Source organism: Allobosea sp. P4_H5 (assembly GCF_056400825.1).
Genome location: NZ_JBFUKM010000013.1, coordinates 171,561 through 191,530, shown reverse-complemented (window position 1 = coordinate 191,530; position 19,970 = coordinate 171,561). Strand labels below are relative to the sequence as shown.

The 19,970-nt window shown below is 67.4% G+C and carries 22 protein-coding genes; 18 read left to right on the top strand and 4 right to left on the bottom strand.

Annotation, left to right across the window (positions count from 1 at the left end):
- Positions 1–20: 20 nt before the first annotated feature.
- The 6 genes from AC1DS0_RS24835 (at position 21) to AC1DS0_RS24810 (ending at position 4,675) form a co-directional block, all read left to right on the top strand.
- A complete protein-coding gene (locus AC1DS0_RS24835; protein WP_476816894.1) occupies positions 21–362 on the top strand; it encodes an ArsR/SmtB family transcription factor in 342 nt (113 codons plus the stop codon).
- A gap of 8 nt (positions 363–370) precedes the next feature.
- The gene (locus AC1DS0_RS24830) at positions 371–844 is read left to right on the top strand and encodes an SRPBCC family protein (protein ID WP_476816893.1); all 474 of its coding nucleotides are present in this window, start codon (positions 371–373) and stop codon (positions 842–844) included.
- A gap of 63 nt (positions 845–907) precedes the next feature.
- Positions 908–1,630 carry a glutathione S-transferase family protein gene (locus tag AC1DS0_RS24825; RefSeq protein ID WP_476816892.1) on the top strand — a complete coding sequence of 241 codons (723 nt, stop codon included), beginning with the start codon at positions 908–910 and terminating at the stop codon, positions 1,628–1,630.
- On the top strand, positions 1,627–2,103 hold the full coding sequence (locus AC1DS0_RS24820) for an SRPBCC family protein (RefSeq protein ID WP_476816891.1): 477 nt from the start codon (positions 1,627–1,629) through the stop codon (positions 2,101–2,103). Before AC1DS0_RS24825 ends, AC1DS0_RS24820 begins: the two co-directional genes overlap by 4 nt.
- A gap of 69 nt (positions 2,104–2,172) precedes the next feature.
- Positions 2,173–4,041: an ABC transporter ATP-binding protein/permease gene (locus AC1DS0_RS24815; RefSeq protein ID WP_476816890.1), complete on the top strand. Its 1,869-nt coding sequence runs from the start codon at positions 2,173–2,175 to the stop codon at positions 4,039–4,041.
- A gap of 70 nt (positions 4,042–4,111) precedes the next feature.
- Positions 4,112–4,675, top strand: coding sequence for a hypothetical protein (locus tag AC1DS0_RS24810; RefSeq protein ID WP_476816889.1), 564 nt, complete (start codon positions 4,112–4,114; stop codon positions 4,673–4,675).
- Here the strand turns inward: AC1DS0_RS24810 and AC1DS0_RS24805 are convergent, their stop codons facing one another.
- Entirely contained in the window at positions 4,676–5,584 is a 909-nt protein-coding gene (locus AC1DS0_RS24805; RefSeq protein ID WP_476816888.1) for a LysR family transcriptional regulator, read from the bottom strand.
- A 102-nt stretch (positions 5,585–5,686) separates the two neighbouring features.
- Here AC1DS0_RS24805 and AC1DS0_RS24800 point away from each other — a divergent pair, with 102 nt between their 5' ends.
- The 11 genes from AC1DS0_RS24800 (at position 5,687) to phoB (ending at position 17,733) form a co-directional block, all read left to right on the top strand.
- Positions 5,687–6,913: an MFS transporter gene (locus AC1DS0_RS24800; protein WP_476816903.1), complete on the top strand. Its 1,227-nt coding sequence runs from the start codon at positions 5,687–5,689 to the stop codon at positions 6,911–6,913.
- A 333-nt stretch (positions 6,914–7,246) separates the two neighbouring features.
- Complete coding sequence (locus AC1DS0_RS24795; RefSeq protein WP_476816887.1) at positions 7,247–8,770, top strand: ABC-F family ATP-binding cassette domain-containing protein; 1,524 nt, start codon at positions 7,247–7,249, stop codon at positions 8,768–8,770.
- A gap of 215 nt (positions 8,771–8,985) precedes the next feature.
- Entirely contained in the window at positions 8,986–9,933 is a 948-nt protein-coding gene (locus tag AC1DS0_RS24790; protein ID WP_476816886.1) for a lysylphosphatidylglycerol synthase domain-containing protein, read from the top strand.
- Positions 9,934–10,045: 112 nt separating this feature from the next.
- Positions 10,046–11,152, top strand: coding sequence for a helix-turn-helix transcriptional regulator (locus tag AC1DS0_RS24785; RefSeq protein WP_476816885.1), 1,107 nt, complete (start codon positions 10,046–10,048; stop codon positions 11,150–11,152).
- 91 nt (positions 11,153–11,243) lie between these two features.
- The gene (locus AC1DS0_RS24780) at positions 11,244–12,296 is read left to right on the top strand and encodes an ATP-binding protein (RefSeq protein ID WP_476816884.1); all 1,053 of its coding nucleotides are present in this window, start codon (positions 11,244–11,246) and stop codon (positions 12,294–12,296) included.
- Between the two features lie 108 nt (positions 12,297–12,404).
- Positions 12,405–13,430: a phosphate ABC transporter substrate-binding protein PstS gene (gene pstS / locus AC1DS0_RS24775; protein ID WP_476816883.1), complete on the top strand. Its 1,026-nt coding sequence runs from the start codon at positions 12,405–12,407 to the stop codon at positions 13,428–13,430.
- A 113-nt stretch (positions 13,431–13,543) separates the two neighbouring features.
- The gene (gene pstC / locus AC1DS0_RS24770; protein WP_476816882.1) at positions 13,544–14,512 is read left to right on the top strand and encodes a phosphate ABC transporter permease subunit PstC; all 969 of its coding nucleotides are present in this window, start codon (positions 13,544–13,546) and stop codon (positions 14,510–14,512) included.
- Positions 14,513–14,526: 14 nt separating this feature from the next.
- Complete coding sequence (gene pstA / locus AC1DS0_RS24765; RefSeq protein WP_476816881.1) at positions 14,527–15,417, top strand: phosphate ABC transporter permease PstA; 891 nt, start codon at positions 14,527–14,529, stop codon at positions 15,415–15,417.
- 28 nt (positions 15,418–15,445) lie between these two features.
- Positions 15,446–16,246 (top strand): phosphate ABC transporter ATP-binding protein PstB, encoded by an 801-nt coding sequence (gene pstB, locus AC1DS0_RS24760; protein WP_137883970.1) that lies wholly within the window; start codon positions 15,446–15,448, stop codon positions 16,244–16,246.
- A gap of 37 nt (positions 16,247–16,283) precedes the next feature.
- The gene (gene phoU / locus AC1DS0_RS24755) at positions 16,284–17,006 is read left to right on the top strand and encodes a phosphate signaling complex protein PhoU (protein ID WP_152013085.1); all 723 of its coding nucleotides are present in this window, start codon (positions 16,284–16,286) and stop codon (positions 17,004–17,006) included.
- Positions 17,007–17,034: 28 nt separating this feature from the next.
- Positions 17,035–17,733 (top strand): phosphate regulon transcriptional regulator PhoB, encoded by a 699-nt coding sequence (gene phoB, locus AC1DS0_RS24750; protein ID WP_091835441.1) that lies wholly within the window; start codon positions 17,035–17,037, stop codon positions 17,731–17,733.
- Positions 17,734–17,742: 9 nt separating this feature from the next.
- On the opposite strand, the gene AC1DS0_RS24745 is transcribed toward phoB, so the two are convergent.
- Both AC1DS0_RS24745 and AC1DS0_RS24740 read right to left on the bottom strand, forming a co-directional pair.
- The gene (locus tag AC1DS0_RS24745) at positions 17,743–18,063 is read right to left on the bottom strand and encodes a YnfA family protein (protein ID WP_476816880.1); all 321 of its coding nucleotides are present in this window, start codon (positions 18,061–18,063) and stop codon (positions 17,743–17,745) included.
- A gap of 92 nt (positions 18,064–18,155) precedes the next feature.
- Positions 18,156–18,497, bottom strand: a complete 342-nt coding sequence (locus tag AC1DS0_RS24740) for an NUDIX hydrolase (protein ID WP_476816879.1) — start codon at positions 18,495–18,497, stop codon at positions 18,156–18,158.
- A gap of 73 nt (positions 18,498–18,570) precedes the next feature.
- On the opposite strand from AC1DS0_RS24740, the gene AC1DS0_RS24735 reads away from it, so the two are divergent.
- Positions 18,571–18,888: a hypothetical protein gene (locus AC1DS0_RS24735; RefSeq protein WP_476816878.1), complete on the top strand. Its 318-nt coding sequence runs from the start codon at positions 18,571–18,573 to the stop codon at positions 18,886–18,888.
- 75 nt (positions 18,889–18,963) lie between these two features.
- On the opposite strand, the gene AC1DS0_RS24730 is transcribed toward AC1DS0_RS24735, so the two are convergent.
- A complete protein-coding gene (locus tag AC1DS0_RS24730; protein WP_476816877.1) occupies positions 18,964–19,512 on the bottom strand; it encodes a GcrA family cell cycle regulator in 549 nt (182 codons plus the stop codon).
- Positions 19,513–19,970 lie beyond the last annotated feature (458 nt).

The window sequence follows — 19,970 nt, the reverse complement described above, 5'->3', positions numbered from 1 at the left end:
GAGTGAGGATACTTAAGTGCATGCTTCACCAACCGGACCAGCTCGATCTGATGTTCCAGGCGCTGGCGGACCCGAACCGCCGGCAGATGGTGCAACGGCTCTGCGAGGGGCCGGCGAGCGTCAGCGAGCTTGCCCAGCCATTGCAGATGACGCTGTCGGCTGTGGTGCAGCATCTCGCCGTTCTGGAAGGAGCAGGGCTGGTGCGTACGCAGAAGATCGGGCGGGTCCGCACCTGCCAGCTCGACACGCAGGCGCTGCGGGCGGCGGAGCGCTGGATCAGCGAGCGCCGCGCCCTCTGGGAGCGACGCTTCGACCGGCTCGGCGCCTTCCTGGCCGAGCAGGACCAGGATTTGAAGGACTGAGACGGACAATGACCGAACGGACCGTTGTCCATGCCGATTTCACCATCGAGCGCCATTACGATGCGAGCCCGGCCCGCGTCTTCGCCGCCTTCGCCGATCCGGTGGCGAAGCGGCGCTGGTCGGCCTGCCATGACGAGGGCGGGCTCGGTGAGCATACACTCGATTTCCGCGAGGGCGGCCGCGAGACCATGCGCGGCGCTCCGGCGGAAAGCGGTGTCTTCGCGATGAACGCGACATTCCAGGAGATCCTGCCGGAGCAGCGCATCATCTACGCTTACGAATTGCTGCGCGACGATATTCGCCTGTCGATCTCGCTGGCGACGATCGAGTTCCATCGCGATGGCGCCGGCACCCTGCTTTGCTTCACCGAGCAGGCTGCCTTCCTCGACGGCCATGACAGGCCCGACTGGCGCGAGCAGGGCTCGCGCATCGGCTTCGACAGGCTGGCGGACTATCTCGCGCAGGAGCAGGCGCCAGCCTGAGCTGCACCAATCTTCAACCATCTCCGTTTCAACCCGCTTTTCCAGAAGCAGGAATGCAAAGTCATGTCCCTGACGCTCTATTTCCACCCGCTCTCGGGCTTCTGCCAGAAGACGCTGGTCGCGCTCTACGAGAACGACACGCCTTTCACGCCGCAGCTCGTCAATTTCGGCGATTCCGCCGAGCGCGCCGATTTCCTGAAGCTCTGGCCGATCGGCAAGTTCCCTCTGCTGCGCGACGACAGCAATGGCAAGCTGGTGCCGGAGACCAGCCTGATCATCGAGTATCTCGCTCTGCACTATCCCGGTCCGGTTGCATTGCTGCCGGAGAACCCGGTCGCCGCGCTCGAGGTCCGGCGGCTCGACCGGCTCTTCGATCTCTATGTCGCCATCCCCATGCAGAAGGTGGTGCTCGACCGGCTGCGCCCGGAAGGCAGTCGTGACCCGATCGGCGTCGCCGAGGCCAGGGTGACCCTCGCTTCAGCCTATGACGTGCTGGAGGCGGAGATCGGCGGGCGGCAATGGGCGCTCGGCGACGATTTCAGCCTGGCCGACTGCGCGGCCGCGCCGGCGCTGTTCTATGCCGAGCGTGCGCTGTCCTTCCGCGACAGCCATCCGCGGCTCTGGGCCTATTTCGAGCGCCTGCGCACGCGGCCGTCCTATGCCCGCGCTCTGGCCGAGGCCGAGCCCTATTTCCAGTTCTTCCCACGCGATCCCGGTGATGCCGGCTCTCCCGATAGTCCGGCTTCGCCAACCCTCACCACCGCTATCGAAAGGACAAGACCATGACCAGCAATCCCGTCGTCCATGCCAGCTTCACCCTCGAGCGCAGCTATGCCGCATCCCCGGCTCGCGTCTTCGCCGCCTTTTCCGATCCCAAGCAGAAGCGGCGCTGGTTCGCCGAGGGCGAGGGTTGGGAGGTCGAGCAGTTCGATGCCGACTTCCGCGTCGGCGGCCATGAGCGCAGCCGTTTCCGCTTCCAGGGCGGCCCGCCGATCACCAATGACAGCGTCTATCAGGTGATCCAGCCGAACGAGCGCATCATCCTCGCCTACGCGATGACGATCGACGGCGCGCCGATCTCGGGCTCGCTGCTGACCATGGAGTTCGTCCTCGAGGGGACCGGCACCAGGTTCGTCTTCACCGAGCAGGGAGCCTATCTCGATGGCAAGGACGCTCCCGTCCAGCGTGAGGAGGGCTCGCGCGAGCTGCTTGAAAGCCTGGCAAAAATGCTGGGCGAGCCTGCGAACGCAGCGGTGTGAGGTCTGGCTCAGGCTGAATGGAGTGCCAACTCCATTCAGCCACAGTTCATCCCCCGCCGGCTAAGCGGCATGGTGGCGCAGCCTGACCGGGAACACCCGGCTGGTGCCGCCTCCGATGTCGCGATCCGGGGGGATCACTCGACTGTGCTGAAGGCCGTCGAACCGAACACCGTGCCTGCCGGCCCGCCATCCGACTGGCAGGTCACCAAGAGCTTCGCCCGTCTCACCGGCGGCTTCTGGCGCGGCGGCACCGCCGGCCGGGCCTGGCTCTGGTCGCTGACGCTGGCGAGCGCGATCATCCTCTCCGTCTTCGCCAACGTCACCGTCAACCGCTGGAACGGCTGGTTCTTCGACGCGCTCGAGAAGAAGGACGGCGAGAGCGCGCTGATCGCCATGGCCGTCTTCCCGGTGCTGGTGCTGATCGCGGCCGGCCTCGGCGTTATCATCCTGATCTCGCGCGAGACCTTCCAGGTCCATTGGCGCGCCTATGTCACCGCCAAGCTGGCCGATGGCTGGATCGGCGAGCGCCGCTTCTATCGCCTCGGCCTCTCCGGCTACGAGCCGGCCAATCCCGAATACCGCATCGCCGACGATGTCCGCTGGGCGACCGAGCCGGTCGTCGACTTCGCCATCGGCCTGCTCTCGGCGGTCATCACCGCGATCACCTTCATCGGCATCCTCTGGTCGATCGGCGGTTCGCTCAGCGTCGAGGCCCATGGCGTTCCCTTCGAGATCCCCGCCTATATGGTGCTGGCGGCGATCATCTACGCCGTACTGGTCTCCGGCCTGATCACCTGGGTCGGTCGACCGCTGCCGCGCCTGATCGCCGCCCGTAACGAGGGCGAGGCGCGCCTGCGCTTCTCGTTGATGCGCATCCGCGACCATGGCGAGACGATCGCGCTGTCGCGGGCCGAGACCGGCGAACGCCGCGCCGTCGCCGCGACCTATGACACGCTGGTGACGCGCTGGCTCGCGATGATCCGCCAGCGCGGCCGCCTGACCTGGATCACCAATGGCAGCGGGGCCCTTGTTCCCGTCGTACCGCTCCTGCTGGCGGCGCCGAAATACCTCTCCGGCGAGATGTCGCTCGGCGATGTCGTCCAGGTCGCTGCCGCCTTCGTCGCCGTGCAGAACGCCTTCAACTGGGTGCTCGACAACTTCATGCGCATCGCCGAATGGCTGGCTTCGGCGCGGCGCGTCAACGAGCTTGCCGTCGCGCTCGGTGCGATCGAGGCCGGTGCGGCGCAGAGCGACATCGCCGTCCTCACCAGCGAAGACGGGGGCTTGCGGCTGGACGAGCTGACCCTAACCGATCGCGACGGCCGCACCTTGCTCGCGGATGTCTCGACGGCCTTGCCCGCCGGGGCGACGCTGCATGTCGCCGGCGAGCTCGGCCACGGCAAGGCCGCCCTGATTCAAGCGGTGGCCGGCCTCTGGCCCTGGGGGCGCGGCGCGGTGGCCCTGCCGGATGGGGCGCGCATCGCCGTGCTGCCGCAGCATCTGCATCTCTCCGAAGGCAGCCTGCGCGCCGCGCTCGACCCGATCGGCGGGCACAGCGATGGAGAGGCCGCCGCCGCATTGCGGCATTACGGCCTCTCGGGCCTGGTGTCGCAAATCGATCTCGCGCAGGACTGGGACAAGGCGCTGACCACCGGCGATCGCCAGCGCCTCGCTCTGGCACGGGCCGAACTGGCAAAGCCCGACATTCTCGTGCTCGACGAGGCGACGAGCGGGCTCGAGACCGAGGCGGCGCTCGAACTGCTCTCGCGGCTCAGGGCGGCGCGGCCGGATGCGGTGATGCTGCTGATCGGCCAGAGTCCCGGCTTTGCCGAGGCCGCCGATCATCACCTCACCATGCGCCGCGCCGGCGGCGTCGCCCGCATCGCCTCGTCCGACATGCCGCGCTCGGCCACACGGGTCGAAGCCGGCGGCGGCTGACGCTTGTGCCTGTTCACGATTTCCCATCCGCGCCGGCTGGACCGGCCTTCTTCAAAAACGGAGCCATCGCATGCTGAACATCTGGGACGTCTATTGGGGCCTGCGGGTCGAGCAGTGCCCCTGCGACGTGCATTTCGTCGAATGGCTGGAAGAGCAGGGCCTGACCGGCAAGCGCATCTACCATTTCGGCACCGGCGGCCATCACTACATCGGCATCCGCTGCGCCGAGCCCGAGCTGGACTGCACCGTGCTCGGGATCACCGCCTCGCCCAAGGAATACGAGGCCTTCGTCAAGCTCGCGATCGACAATCCGACGATCACCAAGACCTACAGCGCCTATTTCGGCGACATCTACACCAGCAATGCGCGGCTTTTGCCGCGCTTCGACATCGTCACGCTCTTTCACTCCTGCGAGTTCCGCAGCGAGAAGAACGACGCCTATGGCGCGTTGACCGATCTCGAGGTGATGCAACTCTTCTCCGACCAGACCGATGCCGGCGGCTATATCCTGTTCTACACCGGCTCCTTCGCCTATGAGGCGGCGAGGCCCATCATCGCGGACTGGGCCAAGTCCCGCGCGGTCGAAGAGATCGGCGAATTCAAGGCTCTGCGCATCTTCCGCAAGACAGCCTGATCAGGCGAGCAGGCCGAGCCCGGGGCGCAGCCCGTCGAGCAGCGCCTGCCGGAACAGGGCGATCGGTTGCGCCAGCCGTCCGGCCGGCGGGCGATGCAGCAGCCAAGAGCGCACGCGCGGCCGGAAATCGGGCGCGTCGATGATCTCGACCGCCTCACGCCATGGGCTGTCCTGGAGGGCGGCCGGCGTGACGATGCCGATGCCATGGCCGCGCGCGACCAGCGACAGGCGCAGATCGGCGCTGAGTGCCTCGACCCCGACCTGGAAGTGGAGATGCGCCGCCTCGAATTGCTGGCGGATGGAGGCGCGGAAGCCGCAGCCATTGGCGTTCATCACCCAGGGATAGCCGGCCAGCATGGCGAGATCGGCTGGCCGCGGTACCTTTAGCGACGGCGCCGCGACCAGCAGCACCTCCTGCGGGCCGAGATCGTCGCAGGCCAGCCCATCCGGTGGGGCGAGTCCGTCGGCGAGGCAGAGCGCGGTCGCGTCGAGCTCGTTGCGCAGGGTCTGTTCGAGCAGTTGCGGCGACCAGCCCATGGTGATGCGCAGCGTCAGTTCCGGAAAGGCGGCGCGCAGCCTGTCGAGCGGCACCGCCAGCGCGGCCTCCGACAGATAGGGCATGATCCCGAGCCGGAATTCGCCGCGAAGCTGGCCTTCGGGCGCGACGCCGGCCTTCAGGTCGGCGACCGAGCGCAGCACGCGCAAGCCCTGCTCATAGGCCTCGCGCCCGGCACCGGTCGGCCGCAAGGGCTTCGATTGCCGGTCGAGCAGGACCGCGCCGAGGCCATCTTCGAGATTCTGGATCCGCCGGGTGACGCCGGGCTGCGTCAGGTTGAGCCTGGCCGAGGCGCCGATGATCGAGCCGGTCTCGACGACCGCGACATAGGCCTCCAGATCGCGCAAATTCATAGCAGAACCGCATAATCATTATAGTGACAATCGATTTGTAGCATAATGCTCAAGGCGAATAAAGTTCTCCGACGATATGCGAGTCCCTATGTCGGAGCTGTCATCGTGTCTGCCCAAGATCAGGCCCTCTGCCCATCCCTGCCGAAGGCGCCCGAGGAACATGGGCTGTCGGCCGCGCTGACCCTGCTGTTCGCCGTCGCGGTCGGCGTCATCGTCACCAACCTGTTCGCGCCGCAGACGCTTGTCGGGGCAATCGGCGCGAGCTTCGGGCTGCCGGAGGCGGCGAGCGGCCTCGTCGCGATGGCGCCGCTGCTGGGCTACGCCGCCGGCCTGCTCCTGCTGGTGCCGCTCGCCGATCTCGTCGAGAACCGTGCTCTGGTCCTGCGCATGCTGTCATGCGCGATCCTCACCGCGGCGCTGGCGGCCTTCGCGCCGGGGCTGCCGGCACTGCTCGTCCTGATGGCTGCCCTCGGCGCGGCCTGCTCCGCCATTCAGATCCTGGTGCCGATTGCAGCTGCGATGGTGTCTCCGGCGCGGCGCGGCGCTGTGATCGGCGATGTGATGAGCGGGCTGATGGTCGGCATCCTGCTGGCGCGGCCGCTCGCCAGCCTCATCACCGATGCTTGGGGTTGGCGTGCCTTCTTTGCCGTCAGCGCGGGCGCCATGGCGCTGTTGACGCTGGTCCTCGCGGGCAATCTGCCGCGCCGCCAGCCGGAGGCGCGGGCGAGCTATCTCTCTCTTCTCGCCTCGCTCTGGCATCTTTTGCGCCAGGAGCAGGTGCTGCGGCGGCGGGCGCTGTCGGCAGCGCTGGTGATGGCGAGCTTCAGCCTGATCTGGACGGTCGTCGCCCTGCGGCTGGTCCAGCCACCCTTCCTGCTCGGCCAGCGCGGCATCGCTTTGTTCGCCTTGGCCGGCGCCGGTGGCGCGCTGGCGACGCCGGTCTTCGGGCGCTTCGGCGATCGCGGCTGGTCGAGGCCTGCGACGGTAGTGAGCCATCTCCTGATGCTGGCGGCGCTCGCGTTGCTGGGCTGGGCCGGAACGAGCGATCATCTCGCAATGCCGGTGGCCCTTGCCGGGCTCGTGCTCGGCATCATCCTGCTCGATATCGGCGTCGTCGGAGACCAGACGCTCGGCCGTCGCGCAGTCAACCTGTTGCAACCGGAGGCGCGCGCCCGGCTGAACGGCCTGTTCGTCGGCATCTTCTTCCTCGGCGGCGCCCTCGGCTCGGCCCTGGCCGGCCTGAGCTGGGCCTGGAGCGGTTGGCTCGGCAGCTGCGCGGCTGCGGCCGTCTTCGGGCTGGCGGCGCTGTTCGTGGGCTATCGCGAATAGGCGCGCTGGCTTGTACATCCCGGCGATTGGCGCTAGCTCTCGACGATCGATCCCCACGAGCCAAGGAGGGCTGCGTGATCACGTTCTTTCGTCACCATCGTCAGCGCGGCCCCGTTCAGGCCCTGCAAGCCGGCTTGCAGGGCTGACCGCACAGGCGATCGTTTTAGGTCTCTTCCTGGTCTGCCCTTCGTGAGGGCGTAGCGTCATCGAGCCCGGAGCTCGGTCAGCTACGTCCATTCCCTTATCGAGCCAGGTGTTCCGCATTCGTGATGCTCGGGGCAGGGTCCCCGGCCGGATGATGGCGCGCGGCTCGGGCAGTTCCAGAGACCGACCATGACCTTGATCACCCCACGCAATCTCGGCGTCACGCTGGGCGCTCCGCTCTTTTCCGATCTTTCCTTCTCCCTCGTGGCCGGCGACCGCCTCGGCCTTGTCGCCGCCAATGGCCGCGGCAAGTCGACCTTGCTGCGCTGCCTCGCCGGTTCGCTCGAACCGTCCGCCGGCGAGATCACGCGCTCGCGCGGCCTGCGTATCGGCCATGTCGAGCAGGATTCCCCGCCGCAACTGCTGGACCAACCCGTCGACCAACTGCTGCTCGACCAGCTGCCGGCCGAGCAACGCGAGAGCGAGCATTGGCGCGTCGAGGTTGCGCTCGATACGCTGTCGGTGCCGACGGAGTTGCGTCGGCGTCCACTGCGGCAGTTGAGCGGCGGCTGGCAAAGGCTCGTCCTGCTCGCGCGCGCCGGCATCGCCGAGCCGGACCTGCTGCTGCTCGACGAGCCGACAAACCATCTCGACCTCGCGCGCATCGGCCTGCTGGAGAGCTGGCTCGCCGCCCTGCCGCGTGACATGGCGGTAATCCTGTCGAGCCATGACCGCGCCTTCCTGGACACCGCGACCAACCGGACGCTGTTTCTGCGCCAGGAGCGCTCGCAACTGTTCGCGCTGCCCTATTCGCCGGCGCGTGCAGCGCTTGACGAGACCGATGCCGCGCAGGCGCGCCAGCACGAGCGCGACCTCAAGGCCGTCCAGCAGATGCGGCGCCAGGCGGCGAAGCTGAACAATCTCGGCATCAATTCCGGCAGCGATCTCCTGCTGAGCAAGACCAAGCAGCTCAAGCGCCGGGCTGACGAGCTCGAAGCGACGGCGCGTCCGGCCCATCGCGAACGCTCCGCCGGGGCGATCAGGCTCGCCAGCAGCGCGACGCATGTGCGGGCGCTGGTCGAGCTCGACGACGTCACGGTCGAGACGCCGGACGGGCGGTTGCTGTTCAGGAGCGGCAAGCGCTGGATCAGCCCGGGCGATCGTGTCGTGCTGCTCGGCCTCAACGGCGCCGGCAAGTCGCTGTTCATCGCCATGCTCCACGCTGCCATTCGCGGCGAGGATCGGGCAGGCATCCGGGCGACGCCGTCGCTGGTACTCGGTTACGCCAGCCAGAGCCTCGCCGAATTGCCTGATACCGATACCCCGCACGGGCTGATCAGCCGGCGCTTCGATGTTGGCGACCAGCCGGCCCGCGGCCTGCTCGCCGGCGCCGGCATCGCCATCGATCGCCAGACCGGGCCGATCGGCGCGCTCTCCGGTGGGCAGCGGGCGCGGCTCGCCATGCTGGCGCTGCGTCTCGCCAGGCCGAATTTCTACCTGCTGGACGAACCGACCAACCATCTCGACATCGAGGGGCAGGAGGCGCTGGAGGCCGAGCTCGCCGCCGGCGAGACCAGCTGCCTCCTCGTCTCGCATGATCGCAGCTTCGTCCGGGCCGTCGGCAACCGCTTCTGGCGGATCGACAGGCGGCGGCTAGTCGAGGTCGACGATCCCGAGGCCTTCTTCCAGGAGGCGATGGAAGCGGAGGGCTGATCATCTACCATAGTCGCCATGAGGCCGGCGCGTCCTGCACCGGCCTCATGGCGCGCATTCGTCGCGCTGTCCTGTCTTGTGCATCGCGGCGAAGGCGCTATCTCTCGGGTCCGGCCGCCAGGCCAGCCGCCAGCAACCCGCCTTGCTCGCCGCGTTCTGCGTGCGTGCGCAACCCGACAAGAGCACTGATGTCGTTCGGCCCGCAGGAGCCAGGAATGCCGTTGCGCAAGCGCAGCCGCTGGTGGTGGCTCGGTCCGCTCGCCTCTTCGGTTATCTTCGCCGCCTCGCTGGTGGTGCTCTATTACATCGTCCGCGAGATCGAGCCCGGCGAACTTGCTCGTGCTTTCGCCAATGCCAGCCAGCGCCAGCTTCTGCTGGCGCTCGGCTTCACCGCGCTGAGCTATCTGCTGCTCACCGGCTATGACGCGCTGGCGCTGCGGCGGCTCGGCCTGTCGATCCCCTATCGGACGACGGCGCTCGCCTCCTTCACCAGCTATTCCGTCGCCTTCACGCTGGGCTTCCCGATCGTGACCGGCGGGACCGTGCGCTACTGGGTCTATTCGTCCAAGGGCGTGCGCGCCTCGGAGGTCGCGAGCCTTACCGTCATCGCCGGCCTGACCTTCTGGCTCGGGCTCGGCATGATCCTCTGCGCCAGCCTGTTCTATGCGACGGAGTCGGTCGCCGTGCTGGCGCGGACCTCGCCGCTGGTGATCCAGGCCGTCGGCGCCGCCGTTGCGATCGGCACGGCTGGCTATCTCTTCTGGGTCGCGACCGGCGAGCGCACCCTGCGGGTCAGCGGCTGGAACCTGCCGCTGCCGGGGCTGGGAGTGACCTTGGCGCAGATGCTGCTGGGCGCTGCCGAGGTCTGCGCTGCCGCCGCCGTGCTCTATGTGCTGCTGCCGGGCGGACACAACCTGCCCTATGAGAGCTTCCTGGCGGCCTATATCTTCGCCTGCCTGATCGGCATCGCCAGCCATGCGCCGGGTGGGCTCGGCGTCTTCGAGGCGACGATGCTGATCGCGCTCAGCCGCCTGCCTTTCGAGCAGGTGCTGGGCGCGCTGCTGCTCTTCCGCATCATCTACTACATCCTGCCCTTCATCCTGGCGCTGGCGCTGCTGGCGCTGAACGAGATGATCCGGCGCATCCGGCGGCACGAGATCTGACGCCGCCTCATCTGTCCTGATCGAGCGAGCTCGTCCTTGACGCGGCCGCTGGTCGACGCCACCTCGATTCTGCCGGGCCTGTGTCGAGGAAGCCGCCGGCTCGGGGGGAGTGGTGGACGCGACGAACCTCATCGACGAGATTTACGAGGCTGCCGTCGTGCCGGAGCGATGGGCTGATGTGCTCGACCGGCTGGCGGCGAGAGCCGGTGGCGTCGGCACGATTCTGTTCGCGGCGTCTCCGAGCCGGTTCCAGTGGACCTCCTCGCAGGCCATCCACGCGGTCGCGGCCGAATGGGTCGCTTCGCCCTTCGTCGCGGACAATCTGCGAGGCAAGCGCCTGGTCCCGCTCTACGAACCGCGTTTCCTGACCGACCTCGACGCGATTGCGCCCGAGGAGCTGGAGCAGGATCCGTTCTATCGCGATTTCCTCAGGCCGCGCGGCTGGGGCTGGTGCGTCGGCACCTCGATCCATTCGACCAGCGGCGACAGCATCGTCTTCTCGATCGAGCGCCTCTACGCCGATGGCCCGGTTCCGCGCGAGACGGCCGCCGCGCTCGACCAGTTCCGGCCGCATCTGGCGCGGGCCTCGATCATCGCGGCGCGTCTTGGCCTCGAGCGGGCGCGTGCCAGCGTGGCGGCACTGGAGCTGATCGGCCTGCCGGCAGCCATCATCACGGGCCGCCATAGCGTGCTTGCGGCCAATGAGCTGATCATGGCTTGCGGCGCGTTCGAGATCGGCGCCTTCGATCGCGTGCGTCTCTCCGATCCCGCGGCGAATGAGCGCCTGCAGCTGCATCTCGACGTGGCAGGGGACGCCGGGCTGTCGTTCCCGATCCGGGCGACCGGCGGGCGGCCCGCCTTCGTCGCGCATCTGGTTCCGCTCAGGCGGGCCGGGCTCGACGTTTTCTCCGGCGCGGCCCAGCTGTTCTACCTCACCGAAGTCGGGCGTGGCGCGGCGCCGTCCGCGGCCATCCTCGAAGCGCTGTTCGATCTCAGCCCGGCAGAGGCGAAGGTCACGCGGCTGCTCCTGTCGGGCGGCACGGTCGCGGGCATCGCCAGCAGCCACGGCATCCGGCCCGAAACCGTGCGGGGCCAGCTCAAATCCGTCTTCGCCAAGACGGGGGTGCGCCGCCAGGCCGAGCTGATCCAGCTCCTCGGCGGCATTCAGTCTCCCGGTGGCCCGGGTTTCGGCTTGTCGGGCCCCATCGCCGGCGAATAGCGCTTCGTTCCGCGCGGGGGGAATTGCGCTGCACCACCGCTCCGGCCTATGACGCCTCGCCGCAGGCCACGCATCGGAAGGCAGGAACCGCATGCACGCTTTGGTCGACCCGAAGGCGCCGGTCACGGCGGCGCTGATCGAGGCCATCGGCGTTCCCGCCGTATTGCTCGACCCGCAGGGCGTGATCCAGGCGCTGAGCCCGACGGCTCCGGCGCTGGTCACGGCGCTCGCCAAGGGCAAGCCGCTCGCTCTGGTGATGCGCGATCCCGACCTGATCGATGCGATCGAGCAGGTCTCGCGCCATGGCGGCCGCCGCGCCATCGAGCTGATCGAGCGCGTCCCGGTCGAGCGCACCTTCCGCATTCATATCGCCGCGCTCGCCGGCAGCGGCTGGCGCCGGGCCGTGCTCCTTACTTTTGAGGATCTCAGCGAGCAGCGCATGACCGAGCGCATGCGCGTCGATTTCGTCGCCAATGCCAGCCATGAACTGCGCACGCCGCTCGCCTCCGTGCTCGGCTTCGTCGAGACCCTGCAGGGCCCGGCGCGCAACGATGCCGCCGCGCGCGACCGCTTCCTGACGATCATGCGGGAGCAGGGCCTGCGCATGGCTCGTCTCGTCGACGACCTGCTCTCGCTGTCGCGCATCGAATTGCGCGCCCATCTCGCGCCGGAGACGCCGGTCGACTTCTCCAGCATCGCCCGCGAGATCCTCGACTCGCTCGTGCTGATGGCGCGCGAGCGCGATGTGACGCTGAAGCTCGACGTGCCGCAGCAGCCCGTCACCGTCGCCGGCGACCGCGACGAATTGCTGCGGCTGATGGAGAACCTGGTCGAGAACGCGATCAAATACGGCCAGCGTGGCGGCGAGGTCGGCATCACCGTCGCGATATCCGGCGAGGAGGCCAGCCTCAGCGTGCGCGATGACGGCCCCGGCATCGCCCCGGAGCACCTGCCGCGCCTGACCGAGCGCTTCTACCGGGTCGACACGGCCGCGAGCCGCGAGGCCGGCGGCACCGGCCTTGGCCTCGCCATCGTCAAGCACATCGTCCTGCGCCATCGCGGCCGCCTGACGATCGAGAGCGTGGTCGGCCAGGGCGCGACCTTCCGGGCGATCCTGCCGCGCCTGCCCGATGCAGCCCGTTAACGATTTGTGACGACGGCCGGCTCACTTTCATGACGATGTGTCATCCAGCTGTCATACAGCCGGTGTTCTAGCAGGGCCGCTGCACTTGCGACCTTTAGAGGACACCTCATGCGCAAACTTCTCATTCTCGCGGCCGCCGCCGTCGGCCTGTCGGGCGTCGCCCAGGCTGCCGACATCACCGGCGCTGGCGCGACCTTCCCCTTCCCGATCTACTCCAAATGGGCCGAGGCCTATAAGAAGGAGAGCGGCATCGGCCTGAACTATCAGTCGATCGGCTCGGGCGGCGGCATCCGCCAGATCAAGGCGAAGACCGTCGCCTTCGGCGCTACCGACGCCCCGCTCAAGGGCGAGGACCTGACCAAGGACGGCCTGATCCAGTTCCCGACCGTGATGGGCGGTGTCGTCCCCGCGATCAACATCGCCGGCGTCGAGCCCGGCAAGCTCAAGCTCTCGGGCGAGCTGATCGCCGAGATCTATCTCGGCAACATCAAGAAGTGGAACGACCCGAAGATCGTCGCGCTGAACGCCGACCTCAAGCTGCCCGACGCCAACATCAACCCGGTCTACCGTTCGGACGGCTCGGGCACGACTTTCGTCTTCACCGATTACCTCTCCAAGGTCTCGGCCGACTGGAAGACGAAGATCGGCACCAACACGGCCGTGCAGTGGCCGGTCGGCATCGGCGGCAAGGGCAATGAGGGCGTCTCGGCCTCGGTCAAGCAGGTCGCCAACTCGATCGGCTACGTCGAATACGCCTATGCCAAGCAGAACAAGCTGGCCCACGCCCTCGTCAAGAACGCCGACGGCAACTTCCCGGCGCCGGACGACAAGGCCTTCCAGGCCGCCGCCGCCAACGCCAACTGGAACGAGGCTCCCGGCTTCGGCATCTCGCTGAACAACCAGAAGGGCGCCCAGGCCTGGCCGATCACCTCCGCCACCTTCCTGCTCGTGCACGCCAAGCCGGAGAAGCCGGAAGAGGTGCAGGCCGCGCTGAAGTTCGTCGACTGGGCCTATAAGAGCGGCGACCAGCTCGCCCTCGACCTCGACTACGTGCCGCTGCCGGCCAACGTCAAGGACCAGGTCCGCAACGCCTGGAAGGGCGTGACCGACCCGGCGGGCAAGCCGATCTTCTGATCGCTTCCGCGTGACGATACGGGGGTGGGGGCCGGACAAGGGCCCCCGCTTCCACGACGACCAGAGCCTCGTTTCGATCCGATAGTCGCCTTTCGAGACCGGAGTAACCACGGATGTCTGCCGTGACCGACCAGTACGCCGCGCCAAGCGCGCCGGTGCGCAAGACCCCGATGGGGACCTTCGATCTCATCTTCCGCAATGCCAGCCTGCTGGCGGCGCTGTTCGTGCTGGTGCTGCTCGCCGGCATCATGCTCTCGATGGTCATTGGTGGCTGGCCCGCCTTCCGCGAATTCGGTTTCGGCTTCATCACCTCCAGCGTCTGGGACACCCAGAACGACCAGTACGGTGCCTGGCCCGCCATCGTCGGCACCCTCTCGACTGCGTTGATCGCGCTCGTCGTCGGCGTCCCGCTCTCGCTGGGGATCGCCGTCTTCCTGACCCAGCTGGCGCCGCCCTGGTTCAAGCAGCCGGTCTCGACCGCGATCGAGCTGCTCGCCGCCGTGCCCTCGATCATCTACGGCATGTGGGGGCTGTTCGTCTTCGCGCCGCTGTTCGCGGCCTATGTCCAGATCCCGCTCTCGAACATCGTCGAGGGTATGCCGATCATCGGCACCGTTCTGTATTCGCGCTCGCCCTCGGGCCTGGGCATCCTGACCGCCGGGATCATCCTGGCCTTCATGATCATCCCCTTCATCGCCTCGATCACCCGCGACATGCTCGACCAGATCCCGTCGGTGCTGCGCGAGAGCGCCTACGGCATTGGCGCGACGACCTGGGAGGTCGTCCGCCACGTGCTGGTGCCGCAGGCCGGCGTCTCGATCATCGGCGCCGTCATGCTCGGCCTCGGCCGCGCGCTCGGCGAGACCATGGCGGTGACCTTCGTCGTCGGCAACGCCAACCGGCTCTCGTCCTCGATCCTGGATCCCGGCTCGACCATCGCCTCGCGCATCGCCAACGAGTTCAACGAGGCGCTCGGCCTGCAGCTCAACTCGCTGATCGCGCTCGGTTGCATCCTGTTCTTCGTCACCTTCGTCGTCCTCGTCATCGCGCGCCTCCTGGTCGCGCGGGTGAAGCGCTACTGAGCGGAGCTGGACCCATGACCATGGCGACATTCACCAAGACCATGACCGCGCCGCATGTCGAATGGGGCCGCGTGCGCCCGGCGCGCCGCACCGCTGACCGGATGATGAAGATCATCGCGACGAGCTTCACCCTGATCGCGATCGTCGTGCTGTTCTGGATCCTCGGCATGCTGATCGTGAAGGGATTGGGCGGGCTCTCCGCCAACACCTTCACCCAGATCACGCCGGGGCCGGGCACGGAGGGCGGCGGCCTCGCCAACGCCATCGTCGGCTCGATCGTGCTGACCTTCCTCGGTATCGCCGTGGCGACGCCGATCGGCGTGCTCGCCGGCACCTATCTGGCCGAATACGGCAAGGCCTCCAAGCTTGCCGAGCTCATCCGCTTCATCAACGACATCCTGCTCTCGGCGCCTTCGATCCTGATCGGGCTGTTCGTCTACGTGATCATGGTCGAGCCGTTCCGCGGCTATTCCGGCTGGGCCGGCGGCGTTGCCCTCGGCATCATCGCGATCCCGGTGATCGTGCGCACCACCGAGGACATGCTGCGCCTTGTTCCCGGCTCCCTGCGCGAGGCGGGTGCTGCGCTCGGCGCCCCGCCCTCCGTCGTCATCACCTCGGTGACCTGGCGGGCGGCGAAGTCGGGCATGGTTACCGGCATCCTGCTGGCCCTCGCCCGCATCGCCGGCGAGACTGCGCCGCTGATCTTCACAGCGCTCAACAATAATTTCTGGTTCTCGCCGAACCTCGTCGGCGGCGTCTCCAACCTGCCGGTGACGATCTATCAGTTCGCCTCCGCCCCTTACGAAAACTGGCAGCAGCTCGCCTGGGCGGGATCGCTGATCATCACCGTCTCAATCCTCGTGCTTTCCATCATCGCCCGGCGCATCGTGCGCGGCGGCAAGTGATAAGCGTCCGATCGGAAGGACCATGCAGATGCTTTCGACCCTCGAACTGAGCCCGCAGACGCTGGACGCCGAAGCTCCCGTTCGCATCGCCGTCAAGAACCTCGATTTCTACTACGGCGAGCACAAGGCGCTGAAGAACATCAACCTCGACTTCCGTGACCGGCACGTCACCGCGCTGATCGGCCCGTCGGGCTGCGGCAAGTCGACCCTGCTGCGCATCTTCAACCGCATCTACTCGCTCTATCCCGAGCAGAAGGCGACCGGCGAGATCCTGCTCGACGGTCGCAACATCATCTCCAACAACGTCGACGTGAACGAACTGCGCTCGCGCATCGGCATGGTCTTCCAGAAGCCGACGCCGTTCCCGATGTCGATCTACGACAATGTCGCCTTCGGCATCCGCCTCTACGAGAAGCCGCCGAAGTCGGAGCTCGACGATCGCGTCGAGGGCGCGCTGCGCCGCGCCGCCCTCTGGGACGAGGTCAAGGACAAGCTGAAGAGCTCCGGCATGGGCCTCTCCGGTGGCCAGCAGCAGCGCCTGTGCATCGCGCGCACCATCGCGCAGAAGCCCGAGGTCATCCTGTTCGACGAGCCGACTTCGGCGCTCGATCCGATCTCGACCGGCAAGATCGAGGACCTGCTCGAGCAGCTGAAGAGCGATTTCACCATCGTCATCGTCACCCACAACATGCAGCAGGCGGCGCGCATCTCGCAGTACACCGCCTTCATGTACCTTGGCGAGGTGATCGAGTTCGACGCCACCAACACCATCTTCATGAACCCGCATAAGAAGCAGACGCAGGACTACGTCACCGGCCGTTTCGGTTGACATTCCGAAGCGTCGGCAAGCCCCAAGGATACGCCCCATGTCCGACCATATCGTCCGCTCCTACGACGCCGATCTCGAAGGGCTGCGCCGCAGCCTCGCCGAGATGGGCGGCATGTCCGAGCGCATGCTCGGCGACTCCACCGTGGCTCTGGTGCGCCGCGACACCGCGCTCGCCCAGAAGATCATCAGCGCCGACCAGCGCCTCGACAATCTCCAGCGCGAGGTCGAGGAAAAGGCGGTGCTGACCATCGCCCGCCGCCAGCCGCTGGCGAACGACTTGCGCGAGCTGATTTCGGCGATCCGCATCGCCGCCGACATCGAGCGTGTCGGCGATCTCGCCAAGAACATCGCCAAGCGCGCGGTCGCGATCTCCGGCCAGTTCTCGCCGCCGCATCGCGCCGTCGTCGGCCTCGAGCATATGAGCCGCCTGGTCCAGGCCCAGCTCAAGGACGTGCTCGACGCCTATGCCGCCAGCAACGAGCAGAAGGCGATGGATGTCTGGCGCCGCGACGACGAGATCGACGCGCTCTACACCTCGCTGTTCCGCGAGCTCCTGACCTATATGATGGAAGATCCGCGCAACATCACCTTCTGCACGCATCTCCTGTTCTGCGCCAAGAATGTCGAGCGCATCGGCGACCACACCACCAACATCGCCGAGACCATCCACTACCTCGTCACCGGGCAGTCCATGGACGAAACCCGACCGAAGCTCGACACCACCAACATCCTCGTCGACCTGCCGGCGGCCAATGGCTGAACCGGCGGGCGCTTGAACGGACGCTGACATGCCCGCACGCATCCTGATCGTCGAGGACGAGGAGCCGCTCACCCTGCTGCTGCGCTACAACCTCGAGGCCGAAGGCTTCGAGGTCGACAGCGTGGCGCGCGGCGACGACGCCGAACTGCATCTGCGCGACCATACGCCGGACCTCGTCCTGCTCGACTGGATGCTGCCGGGCCTCTCCGGCATCGAGCTTTGCCGGCGCCTGCGCACGCGCCGCGACACCGAGCGCGTGCCGATCATCATGCTGACGGCCCGCGGCGAGGAGACCGAGCGCGTGCGTGGCCTTGCCACCGGCGCCGACGACTATGTCGTCAAGCCGTTCTCGCTGCCCGAACTGATCGCCCGCATCCAGGCACTGCTGCGCCGTGCCAAGCCCGGCCACGTTGCCGGCTTGCTCGCTGCCGGCGATCTCGAGCTCGACCGCACCACCCGCCGTGTCCGCCGTGCCGGGGCCGAGCTGCATCTCGGGCCGACCGAGTTCCGCCTGCTCGAATTCCTGATGCAGGCGCCGGGCCGGGTCTATTCCCGGGCGCAATTGCTCGACGCCGTCTGGGGCCGCGACGTCTATATCGACGAGCGCACTGTCGACGTCCATGTCGGGCGCCTGCGTAAGGCGATCACGCCCGCCAATGCCAAGGACCCGCTGCGTACGGTGCGCGGCGCCGGTTATGCCTTCGACGAGACATTTGCGCGAAGTTGAGCGCTTCTGTCAGCGCGGCGCGGCGACGATCATCGCGGCGCCGGCGAGACAGAGCGCGGCGCCCGCCAGATCGTAGCGATCCGGCGCGACCTTCTCGACCAGCGCCATCCAGGCCAGCGACGCCACGATATAGACGCCGCCATAGGCGGCGAAGGCGCGTCCGGCGGCTGGACTGTCGAGCAGGGCCAGCAACCAGGCGAAAGCCGCGAGCGATACCAGGCCTGGCAGCAGCCACCAGACCGACTTGCCGAGCTTGAGCCAGGCCCAGAAGGCGAAGCAGCCGGCGATCTCCGCCAGCGCCGCGCCCGCATAGATCGCGAACGTCGCCATGCCGATGCCTACGGTTCCGGCCCGAACGCCGCGGCCAGCCGGGCGAAGACCGGGCGATACGCCTCCGATGCCAGCGGGGTCAGCGATCGGGCCTAATCGAAGTTGAACCAGCGGATCTCGCTATGCTCGTCATTGCTGATCTTGGGGTCGCCGCCAGTCCATTCGGTGACCGCGAACAGATGCCAGAGTGCGGGCGTGACGCCATCCGTCTCGGTCGTCTCGATCGTTTCGAAACGGCGGAAGACCGTCGTCGTGACGCCGAGCTCTTCCTGCAACTCGCGGACGAGGGCGGCCTCGACGGCCTCGCTTGGCTCGACATGGCCGCCGATCGTATCCCAGCAGGAGGGGCGGTTCCGGCGGTGCGGAGCCCGCAGGCCCAACAGGAGCCGCCCATCCCGGATCGGCAGCGCGCAGGCATATTCGACAGGACCCATGCTCTCTCCTTGCCGTTTGGCGTTCGGGTGCATCGGCTGGACGACGATGTACGGTTCCCGCAGACTGCCTTTCATGCGTTTCACCAAATGGGACTATATCGCCTTTCCCTTTCTCGCCGCGCTGTTGATCGGCGTCGGCTATGGCGCGCTCCGCCTGGTCGGCTTCTTCGGTCTCGGCATACTCGGCCTGGTGATCGGCTTCATCGCGGTGCGGATGGATCTGGAACGGGATGGCGGTCCCCTGCAGTTCAAGGCCAGGGACCACATGTCGCGGGCCGAGAAGGCCGCTGATCAAGCTGAGAAGGCCTCGCGTCTGCAGCCGCTCTTCGTGGCGCAGGTCATCGCTGCCGGCTTCGTCATCCTGGGCTTCGGCTTTCACTTCCTGCTCTGACACAGGAACGGCCTCGACAACGAAAAGCCGGCCTTTCGGCCGGCTTTCATGTTCGTGCCACTCGGTTCCGAGCGCTCAGGCGCGGATGGGCTTGCGGTCGCGGCGCCGGTCGGCTGCCGGCTGGTAGGCGATCCGGGCGTGATAGGCGCAATAGGGCATGCCGGTCGCGCTGCGGCCGCCGCAGAAGCGGAACTCCGGCGTGGTCGGGTCGCCCATCGGCCAGCGGCACATATATTCGCGCAGATCCATGATCGTGACCCGCTCGGAGAACGGCACGACCACGTCCTCGGCCGGCGCGGGAGCGCGTTCGACCTGTGCTTCGGCCGCGATCTCGGGCGCGAACTGCGGAGCCAGCGCGGTGTTGCCGCGGGTCAGCCCGGCGCCACCGTTCTGATGGCCGGCCGGATGGCTCGGCGGGCGGGCCGCCGGCTTGCGCGGGCGCGGCGTGGCCGAGCCCGGGCTCTTGGCCCGGCCGGACAGGCCGAGACGATGAACCTTCCCGATGACGGCGTTACGCGTGACGCTGCCGAGCTCGGCGGCGATCTGGCTCGCGCTCAGGCCGTCATTCCAGAGCTTCTTGAGCAGTTCGACGCGTTCGTCGGTCCAGGCTCCGGCTTCGGTCATGGGGTTGCACCTGTCTTCGTCATGCTTCGCCAGCGGGCCGGCGAGGCATAGGGAGAGATCATGGCGGAATCCGATACCGGCAGCGTCCGTCACAAAACGGAAGCCGTTACGCCCGGAACTGACGATACAGGAGACGCCGCACGAGATGTCGTATCTGACGAAGAGGACCATACAAGATGGCCTGACTCGGCCACAAGAGTCGCCGAATCGTAATTCGGCTTTTCCCCAGCCAATCGCCGCAGACGGTCGGGCGGTGAGTCTATTCGGCAACGCTGCCGCGAGGTCAGGGCAACTACATGAGGGCTGAGTGGACGGGCGATCGTCCTGCCGCGAGGTCAGCCGGAATTGACAGGGCCGGGCCGGTTTTGCATAGTTGCGCGACGCAGCCGCCCCCAAGGGCGGCGCTTATGTTTTTGAGCGATCGGGATTTTCCTTTGATGCGGCTTGACGCGCGACGA

Excerpts from the sequence above, each read along its gene's own strand:
- pstS (WP_476816883.1), top strand. The coding sequence starts at position 12,405 with ATGCGCAAACTTCTCATTCTCGCGGCCGCCGCCGTCGGCCTGTCGGGC.
- AC1DS0_RS24825 (WP_476816892.1), top strand. The coding sequence starts at position 908 with ATGTCCCTGACGCTCTATTTCCACCCGCTCTCGGGCTTCTGCCAGAAG.
- AC1DS0_RS24805 (WP_476816888.1), bottom strand. The coding sequence starts at position 5,584 with ATGAATTTGCGCGATCTGGAGGCCTATGTCGCGGTCGTCGAGACCGGC.
- phoB (WP_091835441.1), top strand. The coding sequence starts at position 17,035 with ATGCCCGCACGCATCCTGATCGTCGAGGACGAGGAGCCGCTCACCCTG.
- AC1DS0_RS24820 (WP_476816891.1), top strand. The coding sequence starts at position 1,627 with ATGACCAGCAATCCCGTCGTCCATGCCAGCTTCACCCTCGAGCGCAGC.
- AC1DS0_RS24740 (WP_476816879.1), bottom strand. The coding sequence starts at position 18,497 with ATGGGTCCTGTCGAATATGCCTGCGCGCTGCCGATCCGGGATGGGCGG.
- phoU (WP_152013085.1), top strand. The coding sequence starts at position 16,284 with ATGTCCGACCATATCGTCCGCTCCTACGACGCCGATCTCGAAGGGCTG.
- AC1DS0_RS24780 (WP_476816884.1), top strand. The coding sequence starts at position 11,244 with ATGCACGCTTTGGTCGACCCGAAGGCGCCGGTCACGGCGGCGCTGATC.
- AC1DS0_RS24810 (WP_476816889.1), top strand. The coding sequence starts at position 4,112 with ATGCTGAACATCTGGGACGTCTATTGGGGCCTGCGGGTCGAGCAGTGC.
- AC1DS0_RS24795 (WP_476816887.1), top strand. The coding sequence starts at position 7,247 with ATGACCTTGATCACCCCACGCAATCTCGGCGTCACGCTGGGCGCTCCG.
- AC1DS0_RS24815 (WP_476816890.1), top strand. The coding sequence starts at position 2,173 with ATGGTGGCGCAGCCTGACCGGGAACACCCGGCTGGTGCCGCCTCCGAT.
- AC1DS0_RS24790 (WP_476816886.1), top strand. The coding sequence starts at position 8,986 with ATGCCGTTGCGCAAGCGCAGCCGCTGGTGGTGGCTCGGTCCGCTCGCC.
- AC1DS0_RS24735 (WP_476816878.1), top strand. The coding sequence starts at position 18,571 with ATGCGTTTCACCAAATGGGACTATATCGCCTTTCCCTTTCTCGCCGCG.
- pstC (WP_476816882.1), top strand. The coding sequence starts at position 13,544 with ATGTCTGCCGTGACCGACCAGTACGCCGCGCCAAGCGCGCCGGTGCGC.
- pstB (WP_137883970.1), top strand. The coding sequence starts at position 15,446 with ATGCTTTCGACCCTCGAACTGAGCCCGCAGACGCTGGACGCCGAAGCT.
- AC1DS0_RS24745 (WP_476816880.1), bottom strand. The coding sequence starts at position 18,063 with ATGGCGACGTTCGCGATCTATGCGGGCGCGGCGCTGGCGGAGATCGCC.
- pstA (WP_476816881.1), top strand. The coding sequence starts at position 14,527 with ATGACCATGGCGACATTCACCAAGACCATGACCGCGCCGCATGTCGAA.
- AC1DS0_RS24730 (WP_476816877.1), bottom strand. The coding sequence starts at position 19,512 with ATGACCGAAGCCGGAGCCTGGACCGACGAACGCGTCGAACTGCTCAAG.
- AC1DS0_RS24830 (WP_476816893.1), top strand. The coding sequence starts at position 371 with ATGACCGAACGGACCGTTGTCCATGCCGATTTCACCATCGAGCGCCAT.
- AC1DS0_RS24835 (WP_476816894.1), top strand. The coding sequence starts at position 21 with ATGCTTCACCAACCGGACCAGCTCGATCTGATGTTCCAGGCGCTGGCG.